16 protein-coding genes are annotated in these 15,430 nt (G+C 69.4%); 11 read left to right on the top strand and 5 right to left on the bottom strand.

Annotated elements, in window-relative coordinates; translation table 11 throughout:
- Positions 1 to 338: 338 nt before the first annotated feature.
- Complete coding sequence (locus tag C5F75_RS12175) at positions 339 to 1,229, bottom strand: LysR family transcriptional regulator (RefSeq protein WP_104012285.1); 891 nt, start codon at positions 1,227 to 1,229, stop codon at positions 339 to 341.
- A 112-nt stretch (positions 1,230 to 1,341) separates the two neighbouring features.
- On the opposite strand from C5F75_RS12175, the gene C5F75_RS12170 reads away from it, so the two are divergent.
- Both C5F75_RS12170 and C5F75_RS12165 read left to right on the top strand, forming a co-directional pair.
- Complete coding sequence (locus tag C5F75_RS12170; protein ID WP_060011695.1) at positions 1,342 to 1,767, top strand: VOC family protein; 426 nt, start codon at positions 1,342 to 1,344, stop codon at positions 1,765 to 1,767.
- Between the two features lie 132 nt (positions 1,768 to 1,899).
- Entirely contained in the window at positions 1,900 to 2,484 is a 585-nt protein-coding gene (locus tag C5F75_RS12165; RefSeq protein WP_104012284.1) for a flavin reductase family protein, read from the top strand.
- A 40-nt stretch (positions 2,485 to 2,524) separates the two neighbouring features.
- On the opposite strand, the gene C5F75_RS12160 is transcribed toward C5F75_RS12165, so the two are convergent.
- Entirely contained in the window at positions 2,525 to 3,421 is an 897-nt protein-coding gene (locus C5F75_RS12160) for a LysR family transcriptional regulator (protein WP_060011698.1), read from the bottom strand.
- Between the two features lie 97 nt (positions 3,422 to 3,518).
- Here C5F75_RS12160 and C5F75_RS12155 point away from each other — a divergent pair, with 97 nt between their 5' ends.
- The 4 genes from C5F75_RS12155 (at position 3,519) to C5F75_RS12140 (ending at position 7,611) form a co-directional block, all read left to right on the top strand.
- A complete protein-coding gene (locus C5F75_RS12155) occupies positions 3,519 to 4,817 on the top strand; it encodes a CitMHS family transporter (RefSeq protein ID WP_059640911.1) in 1,299 nt (432 codons plus the stop codon).
- A gap of 39 nt (positions 4,818 to 4,856) precedes the next feature.
- A complete protein-coding gene (locus C5F75_RS12150) occupies positions 4,857 to 6,218 on the top strand; it encodes an acyclic terpene utilization AtuA family protein (RefSeq protein WP_104012283.1) in 1,362 nt (453 codons plus the stop codon).
- Positions 6,218 to 6,529: an AtuA-related protein gene (locus C5F75_RS12145; protein WP_059573802.1), complete on the top strand. Its 312-nt coding sequence runs from the start codon at positions 6,218 to 6,220 to the stop codon at positions 6,527 to 6,529. The genes C5F75_RS12150 and C5F75_RS12145 overlap by 1 nt, the downstream gene beginning before the upstream one ends.
- A 257-nt stretch (positions 6,530 to 6,786) precedes the next feature.
- A complete protein-coding gene (locus C5F75_RS12140; RefSeq protein ID WP_104012282.1) occupies positions 6,787 to 7,611 on the top strand; it encodes a topoisomerase IV in 825 nt (274 codons plus the stop codon).
- A 41-nt stretch (positions 7,612 to 7,652) separates the two neighbouring features.
- On the opposite strand, the gene C5F75_RS12135 is transcribed toward C5F75_RS12140, so the two are convergent.
- Positions 7,653 to 8,582 carry a phosphatidate cytidylyltransferase gene (locus C5F75_RS12135; protein ID WP_059573800.1) on the bottom strand — a complete coding sequence of 310 codons (930 nt, stop codon included), beginning with the start codon at positions 8,580 to 8,582 and terminating at the stop codon, positions 7,653 to 7,655.
- A 34-nt stretch (positions 8,583 to 8,616) separates the two neighbouring features.
- Entirely contained in the window at positions 8,617 to 9,249 is a 633-nt protein-coding gene (locus tag C5F75_RS12130) for a lysophospholipid acyltransferase family protein (protein ID WP_059574309.1), read from the bottom strand.
- Between the two features lie 18 nt (positions 9,250 to 9,267).
- Between C5F75_RS12130 and C5F75_RS36740 the strand changes: the two genes are divergently transcribed.
- The 5 genes from C5F75_RS36740 (at position 9,268) to C5F75_RS12105 (ending at position 14,028) form a co-directional block, all read left to right on the top strand.
- On the top strand, positions 9,268 to 9,702 hold the full coding sequence (locus tag C5F75_RS36740; RefSeq protein ID WP_155634599.1) for a hypothetical protein: 435 nt from the start codon (positions 9,268 to 9,270) through the stop codon (positions 9,700 to 9,702).
- 15 nt (positions 9,703 to 9,717) lie between these two features.
- Positions 9,718 to 10,323, top strand: a complete 606-nt coding sequence (locus tag C5F75_RS12120) for a CDP-alcohol phosphatidyltransferase family protein (RefSeq protein ID WP_059573799.1) — start codon at positions 9,718 to 9,720, stop codon at positions 10,321 to 10,323.
- A 77-nt stretch (positions 10,324 to 10,400) separates the two neighbouring features.
- Positions 10,401 to 12,170, top strand: coding sequence for a bifunctional alpha/beta hydrolase/class I SAM-dependent methyltransferase (locus C5F75_RS12115; RefSeq protein ID WP_059573798.1), 1,770 nt, complete (start codon positions 10,401 to 10,403; stop codon positions 12,168 to 12,170).
- Positions 12,167 to 13,576, top strand: a complete 1,410-nt coding sequence (locus tag C5F75_RS12110; RefSeq protein WP_059573797.1) for a phosphatase PAP2/dual specificity phosphatase family protein — start codon at positions 12,167 to 12,169, stop codon at positions 13,574 to 13,576. Before C5F75_RS12115 ends, C5F75_RS12110 begins: the two co-directional genes overlap by 4 nt.
- A complete protein-coding gene (locus C5F75_RS12105; protein WP_059573796.1) occupies positions 13,576 to 14,028 on the top strand; it encodes a hypothetical protein in 453 nt (150 codons plus the stop codon). Before C5F75_RS12110 ends, C5F75_RS12105 begins: the two co-directional genes overlap by 1 nt.
- A 54-nt stretch (positions 14,029 to 14,082) precedes the next feature.
- Here the strand turns inward: C5F75_RS12105 and C5F75_RS12100 are convergent, their stop codons facing one another.
- Entirely contained in the window at positions 14,083 to 15,105 is a 1,023-nt protein-coding gene (locus C5F75_RS12100) for a sensor domain-containing diguanylate cyclase (protein WP_104012281.1), read from the bottom strand.
- Positions 15,106 to 15,430 lie beyond the last annotated feature (325 nt).

Genomic DNA, 15,430 nt, shown 5'->3' with positions numbered 1-15,430 from the left:
AGCCGCGATAAAACCGCAAAAATGAAATTCTCCATTGTGGCCTGCTGCAGACAGGCCTGTTTTATGAAATTCATCATTGAGGGATTTGGATTATTGATCGTTGCGTACCAATAGGGGGCCGAGTTTGGGTGAGGTGTCGTTGAGTTTTGCGTGTCGAGTGATAATTCGAGGTGGTTTTCGGGCGAATTGCCTCATTCCCAACATTGTTATCGTTTCGTCAAATCGTTATTTAACGGATTGAATTGGCGTGGCCGGAATGAATGTGATAAGGCGGGCAATTCGCGTCGGGCGGACGACATCGCGGCTTGCCCATTCGCCGCCGAGCCGCCACGTGTCGATCACGCGGCTTGCGGCGGCGAGCGTCGCCGCGACGCCGCCTCGATCAGTTGCGCCAGCGTTTGCGCGGGTTCCGACATCGTGCGCCGCGCGCGATGCACGAGGCCGATGTCGCGATGGAACGTATGATGCCCGAGGTCGATCGCGCGCACGCCGGCCGGCCAGCGGCGATACACGGCGGTCTGCGGCACGATCGCGACGCCGACGCCGTTCTCGACCAGCTTGACGATCGCGTCGAGCTCATCGAGTTCGCAGGTGTCGCGCACCGCGATGTGCATCTTGCGCAGAAAGCGGTCGACCTGGCGGCCGCCGAACGACGCGCGATCGTAGCGCACGAACGGCTCGCTCGCGAGCAGGGCGGCCCAGTCCTTGCCTTTGACGCCGCGCGGCACGATCAGCCGGAACGGTTCCTGTGCGAGCGTCGTCCAGTGCAGGTCGCTCTGCAGCGCAAACGGCGGCCGGATGATCGCGGCCATGTCGATCTCGCCCGCGTCGACCCGGTTGACCAGCTCGATCGACAGCCCCGGTATCACGCGCGTGCGGCATGCGGGGTGCCGGCGATGGAAATCGGCCAGCGCGGCCGGCAGCAGCGCGCTCTGCACCGATGCGATCGCGCCGATCGTCACGCGCACGGCGGCCGGCGAGCCGGCCGCGGTCGAACTCAGGTTCTCGTATAGGCCGATCAGCGTCTGCGCCTGGTCGAGCACGTGATGGCCCCGCTCGTTGAGCCGGGCCGATCGCCCTTGCCGGTCGAACAGCGCGAAGCCGAGTTCGGCTTCAAGGCGCTGCATCTGCGCGCTCACGGCCGCCTGCGTGAGCCCGATACGGTTGCCGGCGGCGGCAAAGGTGCCTTCCCGGGCGACGGCGACGAGGGTTTTCAGTTCGCGGATCATTCATCAATTCCGTTTGTGAATCAGCCAATTTTATATTGATTTAATTTTTGTCCGGGCTTGTCTACCATGGTGCCGTCCTCGCGCCCCGCGAGCGTTCCTTCACGAGGCCATCATGAGTCTTTCCCCGTTTCACCTGGCGATTCCCGTCCACGACCTGCCGGCCGCGCGCGATTTCTACGGCCGCGTGTTCGGGCTGGAAGAGGGGCGCTCGAGCGCGCAGTGGGTCGACTTCAACTTCTACGGCCATCAGCTCGTGATCCATGAGCATCCGAAAACCGCGGCGCAGGAAAGCGCGCATACGAATGCGGTCGACGGCCACGACGTGCCGGTGCCGCATTTCGGGATCGTGCTCGACTGGGCAAGCTGGGAGGCGCTGGCCGAGCGGCTGCGTTCGTTCGGCGTGACGTTCGTGATCGAGCCGTATGTGCGGTTCCAGGGGCAGGTCGGCGAACAGGCGACGATGTTCCTGTTCGATCCGTGCGGCAATGCGCTCGAGTTCAAGGCGTTTCGCGACATCGGCCAACTGTTCGCGAAGTGACCTGCCGCGGCGCCTGCGCCGATCGAAATCGGGTGCGAGAATGCGGCCTCGGATCCGGCCGCGCGCAGGTGCGACGGCCGGCGCCGCGCCGCAGGGCATCCGTCCGTGCGCGCCGTTCTCCAGGGAGCCCGTATGAACAATTACATCGCACCGGTGGCGCTGAACAAAGCCTACCGTCTCCTCAATCACGGCCCGACCGTGCTCGTGTCGGCCCGCCACGACGGCGTCGACAACGTGATGGCCGCCGCGTGGGCGTGCGCGCTGGACTTCCTGCCGCCGAAGCTGACGGTCGTGCTCGACAAATCCGCGAAGACGCGCGAGCTCGTCGAGCGCAGCGGCACGTTCGTGATCCAGGTGCCGACGGCCGCGCAACTGCGGCTCACGCATGCGGTCGGCAGCCACAGTCTGACCGAGCGGCCCGACAAGCTGCGCGAGGCGGGCGTCACGCTGTTCGACGTCGACGGTCACGACCTGCCGTTCGTCGCCGGCTGCTCGGGCTGGCTCGCGTGCAGGCTGATTCCGGAGCCGCACAACCAGCAGACCTACGACCTGTTCATCGGCGAGGTGGTCGCCGCGTGGTCCGACACGCGCGTGTTCCGCGACGGCCACTGGTATTTCGAATCGGCCGATCCCGCGCTGCGCAGCCTGCACTACATCGCGGGCGGCAATTTCTATGCGATTGGCGAATCGCTGCACGTCGACCCGGCGGCGCAGTAAGTAAGCGCCGGGCAAACCGTCCCGGTGTGGGAACCACGCGTCACGCGCGCTTTTTCAATTCCGCCAGCATGAGGTCGGCGAACGCCTGCGCGACGCGCGGCAGCGTGCGCCCGCGCTTGACGACGAGCGCGATCGGCCGCACGAACGCGGGATCGTCGATCGGCTTCGCGACCAGATCGGGCTCGGCGCGCACCTCGCGGGCGGTCGCGGGCAGGATCGTCACGCCGAGGCCGCCGCGCACCATCGCGACGGCCGTCATCATGTAGGTCGGCTCGCACGCGATGTCGGCCGTGCAGCCGGCCGCTTCCAGCGCGGCATCGACGACGCTGCGCACGCTCGTGCCCTGCGCAGTGAGCACGAGCGGCACGCCGGCGACGTCGGCGGTGCCGACGCGGCGCTTGCGCGCGAGCGGATGATCCTGCGGGCACACGGCGACGAGCCGGTCGGCGCCCACATACAGCACCTCGAGCGACGCATCGAACGTGTCGCCGCCGGTCAGCCCGAGATCGGCATCCTCGTTGCGCACGAGCGCGGTGACGAGGCTCGCGACGCCGTCGCGGATCTCGAAGCCCGCGCGCGGCACGTCGCGCCGGAACGACTGGATCAACTCCGGCAGCATGCTCGATGCGAAGGTCGGCAGGCACGCGAGCCGCACCGTGCCGCTCGCGCCTTCGCCGAGCGCGCGCGCATCGCGCAGCACGCGCTCCATGTCGTCGAGCGAGCGTTGCAACAGCGGCAGCAACTCGCGCCCGGTCTGCGTGAGCGCGACGCTGCGGCTGTTGCGGTCGAACAGGCGCGCGCCGACGATTTCCTCGAGCCGGCGGATCTGCACGGTCAGCGCCGGCTGCGACAGGTGCAGCCGCGCGGCCGCGCGCGTGAAGTTGCCGGCGTGCGCGACGGTGACGAACGCGCGAATGTCGCGAAGATTCAGATCCATAACGATTCGTGATTGCTACGATCAAATCATTTCAATTGTGCTATCGCTGCGCCGACCTTACGCTCGTCTCCAACAAAAGACAAGGTAGGAGACACGGATGCTGCCGTTACTCGGGCTTGGCACGATCGTCGTGCTGCTGGCCGCGATTCTGTCGAAGCGGATGTCGCCGCTCGTCGCGCTGATCATCGTGCCGATCGCCGCGTCGCTGATCGGCGGCTTCGGGCTGCACACCAGCAAGTTCGTCATCGACGGGCTGAAGGGCCTCGCGCCCGTGGTCGGGATGTTCGTGTTCGCGATCCTCTATTTCGGGACGATCACCGATGCCGGCACGCTCGACCCGATCATCGACCGGATCCTGCGCGCGGTCGGCACGCGGCCGACGCGCATCGTGATGGGCACGACGCTGCTCGCGCTGCTGATCCACCTCGACGGCTCGGGCGCCGTCTGCTTTCTCGTGACGATTCCGGCCGTGCTGCCGCTGTACGACCGGCTGAAGATGGACCGGCGCGTGCTGGCCGCCGCCGTGTCGATGGCCGCGGGCATCAACTTCCTGCCGTGGACGGGGCCGATGATTCGCGCGTCCGCGTCGCTGCACCTGCCGGTGTCGGCGCTGTTCAATCCGCTGATTCCGGTGCAGGCGATCGGGCTCGTGTTCGTGTTCGGCGTCGCGTACTGGCTCGGGCGGCGCGAGGAGAAGCGGCTCGGCCTGTCGCGCGACGATGCGTCGATCCCGCTGCCCAGGCGCGAATTGACGGCCGACGAGCAGGCGCTGCGTCGGCCGCATCTGTTCTGGTTTAACCTCGTGCTGACGCTCGTCGTGCTCGGCACGATGGTCGTGATGGGCGAGAAGATTCCGCCCGCGATCATGTTCATGGTCGGGCTCTGCATCGCGCTGATGGTGAATTACCCCGACGTCGACATGCAGCGGAAGCGCATCGACGCGCATGCGCGGGCCGCGCTGATGATGGCCGGCATCCTGCTCGCGGCCGGCGTGTTCACCGGGATCATGCAGGGCAGCGGGATGCTGAAGGCGATGGCGCAGGCGGCGGTCGGCTTCGTGCCGCCGTCGATGGCCGGCCACATTCCGGTCGCGCTCGGCCTCGCGTCGATGCCGCTCAGCATGCTGTTCGATCCCGATTCGTTCTACTTCGGCGTGCTGCCCGTGATCGCCGAAGTGGCCGGGCAGCTCGGCGTGCCGGCCGTGCAGGTCGGGCAGGCCGCGCTGCTCGGCCAGATGACGACGGGGTTCCCGGTCAGCCCGCTCACGCCGGCGACGTTCCTCGTCGTCGGCCTGTGCGGGATCGAGCTCGCCGAGCACCAGAAATTCACGTTTCCGCTGTTGTTCGGCGCGTCGATCGTGATGACGATCGCCTGCGTCGTGCTCGGCGTCTTTTGATTTTGCCGGCGGCGCGCTCCGCCGGACGACGGTACGGACATGACAGCAAAGCCTTCACATGAACGGCGCGTGCGCATCGGCGCGGGCGCCGGCTACTCGGGCGACCGGATCGAGCCCGCGGTCGAACTGGCTGAACACGGGCAACTCGACTACCTGGTCTTCGAATGCCTGGCCGAGCGCACGATCGCGATCGCGCAGCAGGCGCGGCGCAACGATCCGGCGCTCGGCTACGATCCGCTGCTCGACGCGCGCATGCAGGCGGTGCTGCCGGTCGCGGCGGTCAAGCGCGTGCGCATCGTGTCGAACATGGGTGCGGCGAATCCGCGCGCGGCCGCACGGCGTACCGCGCGGATCGCGCAGTCGCTCGGCATCGCGGGGCTGAAGGTCGCGGCGGTCGAAGGCGACGACGTGCTCGACGTCGTGCTGCGCGGCGCGTTCCGTTTCGAGGAATCGGGCAACGAGGTCGCCGCGTATCGCGACCGTATCGTATCCGCGAACGCGTATCTCGGCGCCGCGCCGATCGTCGACGCGCTCGCGGCCGGCGCGGACGTCGTGCTGACCGGGCGCGTCGCCGATCCGTCGCTGTTCGCCGCGCCGCTGATCCACGCATTCGGCTGGCGGATGGACGACTGGGACACGCTCGGGCAGGCGACCGTCGTCGGCCATCTGCTCGAATGCGCGGGGCAGGTGACGGGCGGCTATTTCGCCGATCCCGGCTACAAGGACGTGCCGAATCTGGCGCGACTCGGGTTCCCGATCGGCGAGGTCGCGGCCGACGGCTCGGTCGTGATCACGAAGGTGCCGCACGCGGGCGGCCGCGTGAGCGCGGCGACCTGCAAGGAACAACTGCTCTACGAGATTCACGACCCGGCGCGGTATCTGCAGCCCGATGTCGTGGCCGATTTCACGCGCGTGGCGGTCGCGGAGGAGGCGACCGATCGCGTGCGTGTGACGGGCGGGCGCGGCGCCGCGCGGCCCGACACGCTGAAGGTGTCGGTCGCGTATATCGACGGCTGGATCGGCGAAGGGCAGATCTCGTACGGCGGGCGGGGTGCGCTCGCGCGGGCGCGTCTTGCGCTCGACATCGTTCGCGAGCGGCTCGCGCTGACCGGCGTCGCGGCGACCGAGTTGCGCTTCGACCTGATCGGCGTCGATGCGCTGTACGGCGACGCGACGCCGGCCGTGCGCGGCGAGCCGGCCGAGGTGCGCGTGCGGGTGGCCGGCCGCGCGGCGAACGCCGCCGAGGCCGCGCGAATCGGCAACGAAGTCGAGACGCTCTATACGAACGGGCCGGCCGGCGGCGGCGGCGCGTTCAAGTCGACGCGCGAGGTGATCGCCGTGCAGTCGGTGCTGCTGCCGCGCTCGGCCGTGACGCCGTCGTTTTCATTCGTGGAGGCCTGATGCAACTGCGTGAACTCGCGCATGCGCGCACCGGCGACAAGGGCAATACGCTGAACGTGTCGGTCATCTGCCGCGATCCGCGTCATTACGATCATCTGCGCACCCACCTCGATGCGCAGGCGGTGAAGGCATGGCTCGCGGGCATCGTGCACGGCGACGTCGTGCGCTACGAGTTGCCGGCGCTCGGTGCGTTCAACTTCGTGCTGAGCGATGCGCTCGGCGGTGGCGTGACGCGCTCGCTCGCGCTCGATGCGCACGGCAAGTCGGTCAGTTCGGCGCTGCTGGCGATCGAGGTGCCGGATCCGGCGTGACGGCGGGCGTCGCGGCCGGGACGCGGCCGGGCGCGCACGGAATCGGCAGTTCGCGACGCTCGTGCGCGTGCTCGATGCGCGCGCCGGCGATGTGCGCAGGCACGAGGCGATGACGTGATGGGCAACGATGCAGGGCGCGTCGTCGTCGGCAACGAGCGGTTGCCATTCTTTTCCGCCCCGGACGACGTGTGAAGGATCGACGGGGACCCGCCGATTCTGCAACAATCCGCCGCACACCCATCCGACCTGATCTCGTCATGACTGCCCAGAACCCGACCATACGTCTCAAGCCGCTCTTGGCTTCGCTCGCCGCCCTTGGTGCCCTCGCGGGACTCACGGCGCTCGCCGTACCGTCGCCCGTTCATGCCGCCGAGCCGGCCCAGCCCGACCGCCAACTGAAAACCTTCATCCACGACACGTACGGCAACTGGCGCGCGAGCCGCAAGGGCTGGCAGTCGGACGGCGACGATTTCATCCATTCGCCGTGCGGCGTGCTGCGCGTGGCGACCGCGGACGGCCCGCGCACGCTGCTCGCGATGTGCGGCGAGACCGAGGCGGCGGTGCAGAACGGGATGCCGGCCATGGATTCGGACGCGACGCCGGGCGCGATCGACCTGTACGTGCTGAAGCCTTCGCCGGACGGCAGGACGCTCGAGCCGGTCGCGAAGAAAACGGAGATCGCATCGGGCGGGCGTGGCGAACCCGGTACGGTGCGCATCGAGCGGCTCGGGCCGCACCTGTTCGGGTTCGTCATCGGCGAAAGCGACACGCGGCAAGGCTATACGCAACGCTTCCGCTCGATCTGGCTGCCGGTCGGTAATGCGCTGGTGCATGCGGCGGCACGCATCGACGAGGCGCTCGACAACGCGGAGTCGACGGAATGCGCGAACGCCCGCGCGCGCTGCGAGGAACGCCGCTTCGAGATCGCGCCGGACACGGCCGGCACGGGCGACGTCTATCCGCTAACGGTCACGGAAACGGGTACGCGCGGCGACAAGGCCATCCATGCACGCTACACGGTGAAGTTCGACGCCGCGCGCGGCCGCTACGTCGTGCCGAAGGCGTTGCGCGACGGGTACTGATCCTTCGCGCGGGAACGGGCGGCATTGCACCGCCCGCGCATTCACACGTACAGGTAGCGCACCAGGTGGAAGAACACCGGCGCGGCGAAGCAGATCGAATCGACGCGGTCGAGCATGCCGCCGTGGCCGGCGATCATCGAGCCCCAGTCCTTCGTGCCGAGCGAGCGCTTGACGGCCGACAGCACGAGCCCGCCGACGAAGCCCGCGATCACGATCGCGAGCGAGATCCCGAACGCCGCGCCGAAGCCGAACGGCGTCACGCGATACAGCGACGCGCCGCACAGCGTGGCGAGCAGCCCGCCGCCGATGAAGCCCTCGACCGTCTTCGACGGCGACAACTGCGGCGCGATCTTGCGGCGTCCGAACAGTTTGCCGACGACGTATTGCAGCACGTCGCTGATCTGCACGACGAACAGGAAGAAGAACAGCAGCAGCGCGTTCTGCCCCGCGTAGCGCGGAATGTCGAGGATCAGCACGGCCGGCGCGTGGCTCAGCCCGTACACGCACACCATCAGCGCCCAGTTGATCTTCGCGTTGCGGCTCAGGAAGTCGCGCGTGTCCTGCGTGAGCGCCGACACGAGCGACATCGCGAAGAACAGGTGCACGGGCACGAAGATCGAGTACATCCCGTACCAGTTGATGCCGAGCAGCAGGTACTGCACGGGAATCGCGATGAAGAACGCGATGAAGAGCGTCGTATGGTCGCTCGCGGTGGTCGGCGTGAGCGTGATGAACTCGCGCAGCGTCAGGTACGACAGCAGCGCGAACACCAGGTACGTGACGTTGTTGCCGAGGCCGATCGCGACGGCCATGATCGCGATCATCGCCCACCATGCGCGGATGCGCTGGTTCAGGTTGACGATGGTCGGGCTCGCGCCGCCGCTGCGCGCGCCGAGGATCGCGCCGATCACGGTCGCGACGACGAGCACGCCCGTGACGCCCGCGACCAGTTCCCAGAAGAGGGTTCGCATGGTTGGTATCCGGAAAAGGGAGAAGGAGGCGCGCTCAGCCGGCCGGCCGCTGCGGCGGCGCGAGCGCGACGACCGCGTCGCGCATGCGGGCGAGGAACGTCGGCTTGTCTTCCTGCGCGCCGAGCGCTTCGTTCGCGCCGAAATGTACCTTGCAGATCAGCGGCACGGGCCAGATCGCGCCCTTCGGCATGATGCGCTGCAGGTTCTCGAGGTAGACGGGCGCGAGCGCGACGTCGGGGAATTCGGTCGCGAGATGGAACAGCCCGCTCTTGAACGGCTGCGGCAGTACGTCGGCGCCGCGCGTGCCTTCCGGGAAGATGATGATCGAGTGGCCCTGCCGCAGCGCGTCGCGTACCGGCTCCAGCGGGTCGCCGCCCGATTCGCGATGACGGTCGATCAGCACGACGTTCAGCAGCTTCTGCGCGATGTGACGCTTCAGGTCGCTGCTGTCCCAGTAGTCGCGCGCGGCGACCGGCCGCACGACCGCGCGCACGTCGCGCGGCAGCGCGGCGAGGATCGCGAGCGTGTCGATATGGCTCGTATGGTTCGAGAAATAGATCTTCTGCGTCGGGGACGGCGGCGCCTGATGCCAGACCGGATACGCGCCGGCGACGAGCCGCACGATGGACAGCAGGAAATCGCGCTGCCAGACGTTGAGGATGTTCATCGGCGCGCGGCCTCCTGCGTGCATGCCCGGCCCGCCGCGCACGCGCGGTGGGCGGAACCCCGGAATGCCGGCGCGGCAGGATGCGCGCCGGACGGCTCTTGTTTAAATTTTTTCAAAGTTCGTGGCTGCCTGTCGCAGGTCCGCGATAATCGGACGATTCGCCGTCGCACGCTGCTGCGTCGCGGCGAATGCGCCGGTCGGCGGCGTGATAATCGGCTGTTGCACGAGTGCCCGCTGCCGCTCGAATGGATCTCGCCGCGATCGGGCCAGCGGATTATCGCGAGTTTCGCCGAAAAACGCCAGATTGCCGCCGCGCGGGCGGTTCGCGCCGCCATGCTTGACGCATGGAGGCCGCTCGGCGACGATGAGGGCCGTTCAATCCAGGCCGACGAAGGCCGTTTCGCCGCCCGGGGCATGGCGGCGGGAAACTATCCGACCGTGCCGCGCGAATAATACGAATACGAAACGATGAGCCTCTACGCACTCAAACCCAAATTTCAGAACCGTCTGCGCCCGTTCGCGAATTCGCTCGCCGAACGCGGCGTCACGGCCAACCAGGTCACGCTGTTCGCGGCCGGCGGCTCGATCGTCGTCGGCGCGCTTGCCGGGCTCGGCGTGTTCGCCCGCGCGCTGTTCCTGCTGATCCCGCTGTGGCTGTTCGCGCGGATGGCGCTCAACGCGATCGACGGGATGCTCGCGCGCGAGCACGGGCAGAAGAGCACGCTCGGCGCATACCTGAACGAGCTGGGCGACATCGTGTCCGACGTCGCGCTCGTGCTGCCGTTCCTCGCCATTCCCGCGTTCGCGCCGGCGGACGTCTGGCTGTTCGCGCTGACGGCGGTGATCGTCGAATGCGCGGGGCTGATCGGCCCGCTCGTCGGCGCGACGCGCCGCTACGACGGCCCGTTCGGCAAGAGCGACCGGGCGCTGGCCCTCGGCGCGTTCGCGCTGTGGATCGGCCTCGGCTTGCCGGTCGGCGGCGCCGCCGCGTGGTTGTGGCGGCTGCTGATCGTGCTGTCGATCGTGACGGCCGTGCGGCGCGTGCAGGCCGGGATCGCCGAAGCGGGCGGCTGATCGGCCGTCGACGCGGGGCGGGACCGGCGCCGGAGGGCGGCGCCGCATGATTCGAATAACGAAACGAGAGAGATCGCATGAACGCACGCACGGCCCGCGAGGCCGACTTCATCACGCACGACGGCGCAACGCTGTTCTACCGCCACTGGCCCGCGACGGGCGCACGCTGCCGCGGCGCGATCGTGCTGCTGCATCGCGGGCACGAACATTCGGCGCGCGTCGCGCACCTCGTCGACGAGCTCGACCTGCCGGATTTCGCCTTTTTTGCGTGGGACGCACGCGGCCACGGCCGCTCGCCGGGCGCGCGCGGCTACAGCCCGAGCGCGGCCGCGTCGGTGCGCGACCTGCAGACCTTCGTCGAGCATATCCGCGACACGCACGGCATCGCGATCGAGGAGATGGCGGTCGTCGGCCAGAGCGTCGGCGCGGTGCTCGCGGCGACCTGGGTGCACGACTACGCGCCGCCGATCCGCGCGCTCGTCGTCGCGTCGCCGGCATTCCACATCAAGCTCTACGTGCCGTTCGCGCGGCCGGGGCTGCGGCTGATGCACAAGCTGCGCGGGCTGTTCTACGTGAACAGCTACGTGAAGCCGAAATTCCTCACGCACGATCCCGAACGGATCGCGAGCTACGCGTCCGATCCGCTGATCACGCGGCCGATCGCGGTCAACATGCTGCTCGACCTGCACGATACCGCGCGGCGGATCGTCGCCGACGCGGCCGCGATCACCGTACCGACGCAGTTGCTGATCTCGGGCGCCGACTGGGTCGTGCATCGCGGCCCGCAGGACCGCTTCTTCGAACGGCTCGGCTCGGCGCGCAAGGAGCGCATCGTGCTGCCGGGCTTCTACCACGACACGCTCGGCGAGCGCGATCGGGCCCAGGCGCTCGCGCCGCTGCGCGCGTTCGTGCTGCGCGAGTTCGATGCGCCGAGCCCGCGCGTGTCGCTCGCCGATGCCGACCGGCGCGGCGCGTTCCACGACGAATACGCGGCGCTCGGCCGGCCGCCGGCCAACGTGTTCGCCCGGGCGTACTGGGCGCTCACGCGCGCCGGGCTGAAAGCCGGCGGCGCGCTGTCGGACGGCATCGCGCTCGGCTTGCGACTCGGCTTCGATTCGGGCTCGACGCTCGACTACGTGTACCGCAACCGCGCGCAGGGGCGGTTCGGCATCGGCGCGCTGATCGACCGCACGTATCTCGATTCGCCGGGCTGGGTCGGCATCCGCCAGCGCAAGGTGCATCTGCAGGAGCTGATCGGCGCGGCGATCGGCCGGCTGCGCGCGCACGGCACGCCGGTGCGGATCGTCGACATCGCGGCCGGTCACGGGCGCTACGTGCTCGACGCGATCGCGATGGCCGCCGAGCGCGACGGCGCGGCGCCCGACGACATCACGCTGCGCGACTACAGCCCGCCGAACGTCGAGGCCGGGCGCGTGCTGATCGCGCAGCGCGGCCTCGAGCCGATCGCGCGCTTCGAGCGCGGCGACGCGTTCGACGAGGCGTCGCTCGCGACGCTCGAGCCGCGGCCGACGCTGGCGATCGTGTCGGGCCTGTACGAGCTGTTCGGCGAGAACGCGCTGATCGAGCGCTCGCTGCGCGGGCTCGCGCAGGCCGTGCCGCCGGGCGGCTATCTCGTCTACACGGGGCAGCCGTGGCATCCGCAGCTCGAATTCATCGCGCGCGCGCTGAACAATCACCGCGGCGAGTCGACGTGGGTGATGCGCCGCCGTTCGCAGGCCGAAATGGACGAGCTCGTCGCGCGGGCGGGCTTCCGCAAGCTCGACCAGCGGATCGACGAGATGGGCATCTTCACGGTCAGTCTCGCACAGCGGGTCGACGCGTCATGAGCGCGCTCGGCGGCGGCGCGGGTGCGGGCGGCGGGCTGGCCGCACCGGCGGCCGGCGCGCGCGGCGCGTCGTTCGCGCTGCGTTTCGGCTGGCTCGCGGCGATGGGCGCCGTGTTCTTCTCGACGTACGGCTTCGCGAACTGGCTCGCCGCGCGCCGCGCCGCGGTGCCGACGTTCGCGTTCGGCTGGGAGCATGCGATCCCGTTCGTGCCGTGGACGATCGTGCCGTACTGGTCGATCGACCTGCTGTATGCGCTGTCGTTCTTCTTCTGGACGCGCCGCGACGATCTGCTCGATCACGTGAAACGGCTGCTGACGGTGCAACTGGTGTCGGTCGCATGCTTCATCGCGTGGCCGCTGCGCTTCGGCTTCGAGCGGCCCGACGCGGGCGGCGTGGCCGGCGCGCTGTTCACGCTGCTGATGGGCTTCGACAAGCCGTTCAACCAGGCGCCGTCGCTGCATATCGGGTTGCTCGTCGTGCTGTGGGCCGTCTATGCGAAGCACCTGCGCGGCACGTTCGCGCGCGGCGTGCTGCACCTGTGGTTCGCGGCGATCGGCGTGTCGGTGCTGACGACCTACCAGCATCACGCGATCGACGTGCCGACCGGGGCGGCCGTCGGCTGTCTCGCGCTGTTCCTGTTTCCGCTGCGCGACGCCGCGGGCCGGTTGCCGGGCGCCGATGCGTCGCCGAGCCAGGCCGGCCGCGCGCTCGCGCGCCGCTATGCGTTCGGCGCCGCGCTGGTCGCATGCGCGGCGCTGGCCTGCGTGCCGCGTGCGCCGGCCGGGGCGCTGGCGGCGGGGTGGGTCGCGCTGGCGCTCGCCTGCGTTGCGTGGGCTTACCGGCGCGGCGCGCCCGGCGCGTTCCAGAAGGACGCGCACGGGCGGTTTCCGGTCTTCATCGGCGCGCTGCTCGCGCCGACGATCGCCGGCGCGTTCGTCAATTCGCGGCTGTGGACGTTCCGCCAGCCGGCGCCGGTGCGGATCGACGAACGCGTGTCGATCGGCCGGACGCCGACGACGCGCGACATCCGGCGCCACGGCTTCTCCGCGCTGGTCGACCTGACTGCCGAGATGCCGCGCTGGGCGACGGCCGACGCATCGCTCGCGTATGCGTGCGTGCCGCAGCTCGACCTCGTCGCGCCGACGGCGGCGCAGCTCGCGCAGGCCGTAGCGGCGCTCGAGCGCCTGCACGGCGAAGGGCGCGACGTGCTGGTCTGCTGTGCGCTCGGCTACGGGCGCAGCGTGCTGTGCGCGGCCGCGTGGCTCGCCGCGCGGCGCGGGTTCACCGATGCGCGCGAGGCGCTGGCCGCGGTGCGCGCGGTTCGGCCGCGCGCGGTTTGGTCGGATGACGGCGTGGCCGTGCTGCAGCAGTGGATCGATCGCCGGTGCGACGCGGGGCGCGTGTGATGCGCGATCCGTCCGCGCCGTTCAGGATCGCCGCCGCGCGCGGCGCGCTCGATGCGGGTGCATGGGCGCTCGCGGCCGCGCTGGCCGCGGCCGGCGCGGGCGGGTGGATCGCGGCGGGCTGGGCGCCCGCGACGCTCGCCCGGGTACTGCTGGCCGTCGTCAGCACGGGATCGGGGATCGCGGCGCTGTGGTACGCGGTGCGCATCGAGATCGATCGGCGGCTGTTTGCCGCGCTGGCGCGGGCGGCGCAAGGCGACGGGGCGGTCGACGACGGGCTCGCGGCGCTCGACCGTGCGCTCGCCGATCTGGGCTGGATCGACGCGGCGAAGGCCGGACGCACGCTCGACGCACGCGTGCGCGGCGCGGTCGGGCTGTGCCGGGCCGCGGTGCTCGTGGCGATCGTGCAGTGGCTCGTCGTCGGGCTCGCGATCGCGGTGTCGCCGATCGGTTAGGGCCAGCGCAAGCGCGCTATCGGCGGGAACGGCCCGTCCGGCGCATGCGACGCGTCATGCTTGCGCGGAGCGCCGCGATCGCGTGCGCTTGGCCTCGTACATCGCGTCGTCCGCGTGCTCGATCAGCGCATTCATGTCGGTGCCGTCGTCCGGCAGCACCGCGATGCCGACGCTGACGCCGAGCTGCAGCGCATGCCCGTCGAATTCGAACGGCTCGCCCACCCGCCGCGCGAGCCGCGTGCTTTGCGCATGGGCATCGTCGCGGGTGCCGATATTCGGCAGGATCACCGCGAATTCGTCGCCGCCGATGCGCGCGACCGTATCCGAGCGTCGCACCGCGGCCTGCATCCGCGTGGCGACCTCGCGCAGCGCGGCGTCGCCCGCGCGGTGGCCGAACCCGTCGTTGATCGGCTTCAGCCCGTCCATGTCGATGTTGAGAATGCCGAGCCGGCCGCTTGCGCGCAGCGCCGAATGCATCGACTGGCGCAGGCGGTCGTAGAACAGCGCGCGGTTCGGCAGGCCCGTGAGCGCGTCGTGGGTCGCGCGCAGGTAGAGCTCGTTCGCTTCGTTGCGCGCCGCGTGGAACATCGCGGCGGCGATCAGGTCGGCCATCAGCCGCAGGGTGGCCGAGTCGGCCGGCGAGAAGCCGTCGACGTCCGGCGACATCACCTTCAGCACGCCGACCGTCGTGTCGGCATGCGCGAGCGGCATCACGAGCATCGAGCGCAGGCCGACCCGGCGGCACGCATCGCGATCGACGCGCGGGTCGGTTTCGGAATCGATGCAGTGCAGCAACTCGCCTTGCTGCACGCACAGCCCCGACAGGCTGCCCGAGCGCCGCAACCGCAGGCCGAGCATGCCGGCGGCCGTGCCGGACGCGGCGCGGTACACCATGTCGTCGCCTTCGGCGAATTCGACCGCGGCGGCGCTCGCGCCGGTGAGCTGCGGCATCTGTTCGGCCACGTACGCGATCACGCTGCCGAGGTCCATGCCGAGTTTCGCGATTTCGGCTTGTGCCGCGATGATGCGCAGCAACGTGTCGGCGGACGGGGTGGCGGAGTCGGCGGTTTGATTCAAGTCAGTTTTCCATGAAGAAAGTACGTCGCGCGACACGTACTTGCGGTAGCATACGCGCCGCCTGCGGCAGCGCGCGTGGCGAGGGCGGTCCGCCACGGACCGCGGCCGGGGCCCGGCTCCCGGCCAGCCGTATCGCGCCGGCAGTATGCCGTTCCAGCCGTCCCGCTGGCAACGGCGCAATTCTTGCCATTCCCTCTTCCCGCGCGGCATTTCCGACCGAATTGAGGTTTTTTCGCTTCACAGTCGCGAATCACGGTAAGTTTTGTTCTATTTTTGAGATAGTGTGACGAATGAGCGGGCGCCGGTGCCAGGCGCGCCGCAACGC

Source organism: Burkholderia anthinoferrum (genome assembly GCF_002925705.1).
Classification (GTDB): domain Bacteria; phylum Pseudomonadota; class Gammaproteobacteria; order Burkholderiales; family Burkholderiaceae; genus Burkholderia; species Burkholderia semiarida.
The sequence above is the reverse complement of the archived record's forward strand: the minus strand, read 5'-3'. Positions and strand labels throughout refer to the sequence as shown.

Bases quoted from the DNA above. Each gene is read 5' to 3' on its own strand.
- C5F75_RS12140 (WP_104012282.1), top strand. From the start codon at position 6,787: ATGACTGCCCAGAACCCGACCATACGTCTCAAGCCGCTCTTGGCTTCG.
- C5F75_RS12105 (WP_059573796.1), top strand. From the start codon at position 13,576: ATGCGCGATCCGTCCGCGCCGTTCAGGATCGCCGCCGCGCGCGGCGCG.
- C5F75_RS12130 (WP_059574309.1), bottom strand. From the start codon at position 9,249: ATGAACATCCTCAACGTCTGGCAGCGCGATTTCCTGCTGTCCATCGTG.
- C5F75_RS12135 (WP_059573800.1), bottom strand. From the start codon at position 8,582: ATGCGAACCCTCTTCTGGGAACTGGTCGCGGGCGTCACGGGCGTGCTC.
- C5F75_RS12120 (WP_059573799.1), top strand. From the start codon at position 9,718: ATGAGCCTCTACGCACTCAAACCCAAATTTCAGAACCGTCTGCGCCCG.
- C5F75_RS12115 (WP_059573798.1), top strand. From the start codon at position 10,401: ATGAACGCACGCACGGCCCGCGAGGCCGACTTCATCACGCACGACGGC.
- C5F75_RS12110 (WP_059573797.1), top strand. From the start codon at position 12,167: ATGAGCGCGCTCGGCGGCGGCGCGGGTGCGGGCGGCGGGCTGGCCGCA.
- C5F75_RS12160 (WP_060011698.1), bottom strand. From the start codon at position 3,421: ATGGATCTGAATCTTCGCGACATTCGCGCGTTCGTCACCGTCGCGCAC.
- C5F75_RS12145 (WP_059573802.1), top strand. From the start codon at position 6,218: ATGCAACTGCGTGAACTCGCGCATGCGCGCACCGGCGACAAGGGCAAT.
- C5F75_RS12175 (WP_104012285.1), bottom strand. From the start codon at position 1,229: ATGATCCGCGAACTGAAAACCCTCGTCGCCGTCGCCCGGGAAGGCACC.
- C5F75_RS12165 (WP_104012284.1), top strand. From the start codon at position 1,900: ATGAACAATTACATCGCACCGGTGGCGCTGAACAAAGCCTACCGTCTC.
- C5F75_RS12150 (WP_104012283.1), top strand. From the start codon at position 4,857: ATGACAGCAAAGCCTTCACATGAACGGCGCGTGCGCATCGGCGCGGGC.
- C5F75_RS12170 (WP_060011695.1), top strand. From the start codon at position 1,342: ATGAGTCTTTCCCCGTTTCACCTGGCGATTCCCGTCCACGACCTGCCG.
- C5F75_RS12155 (WP_059640911.1), top strand. From the start codon at position 3,519: ATGCTGCCGTTACTCGGGCTTGGCACGATCGTCGTGCTGCTGGCCGCG.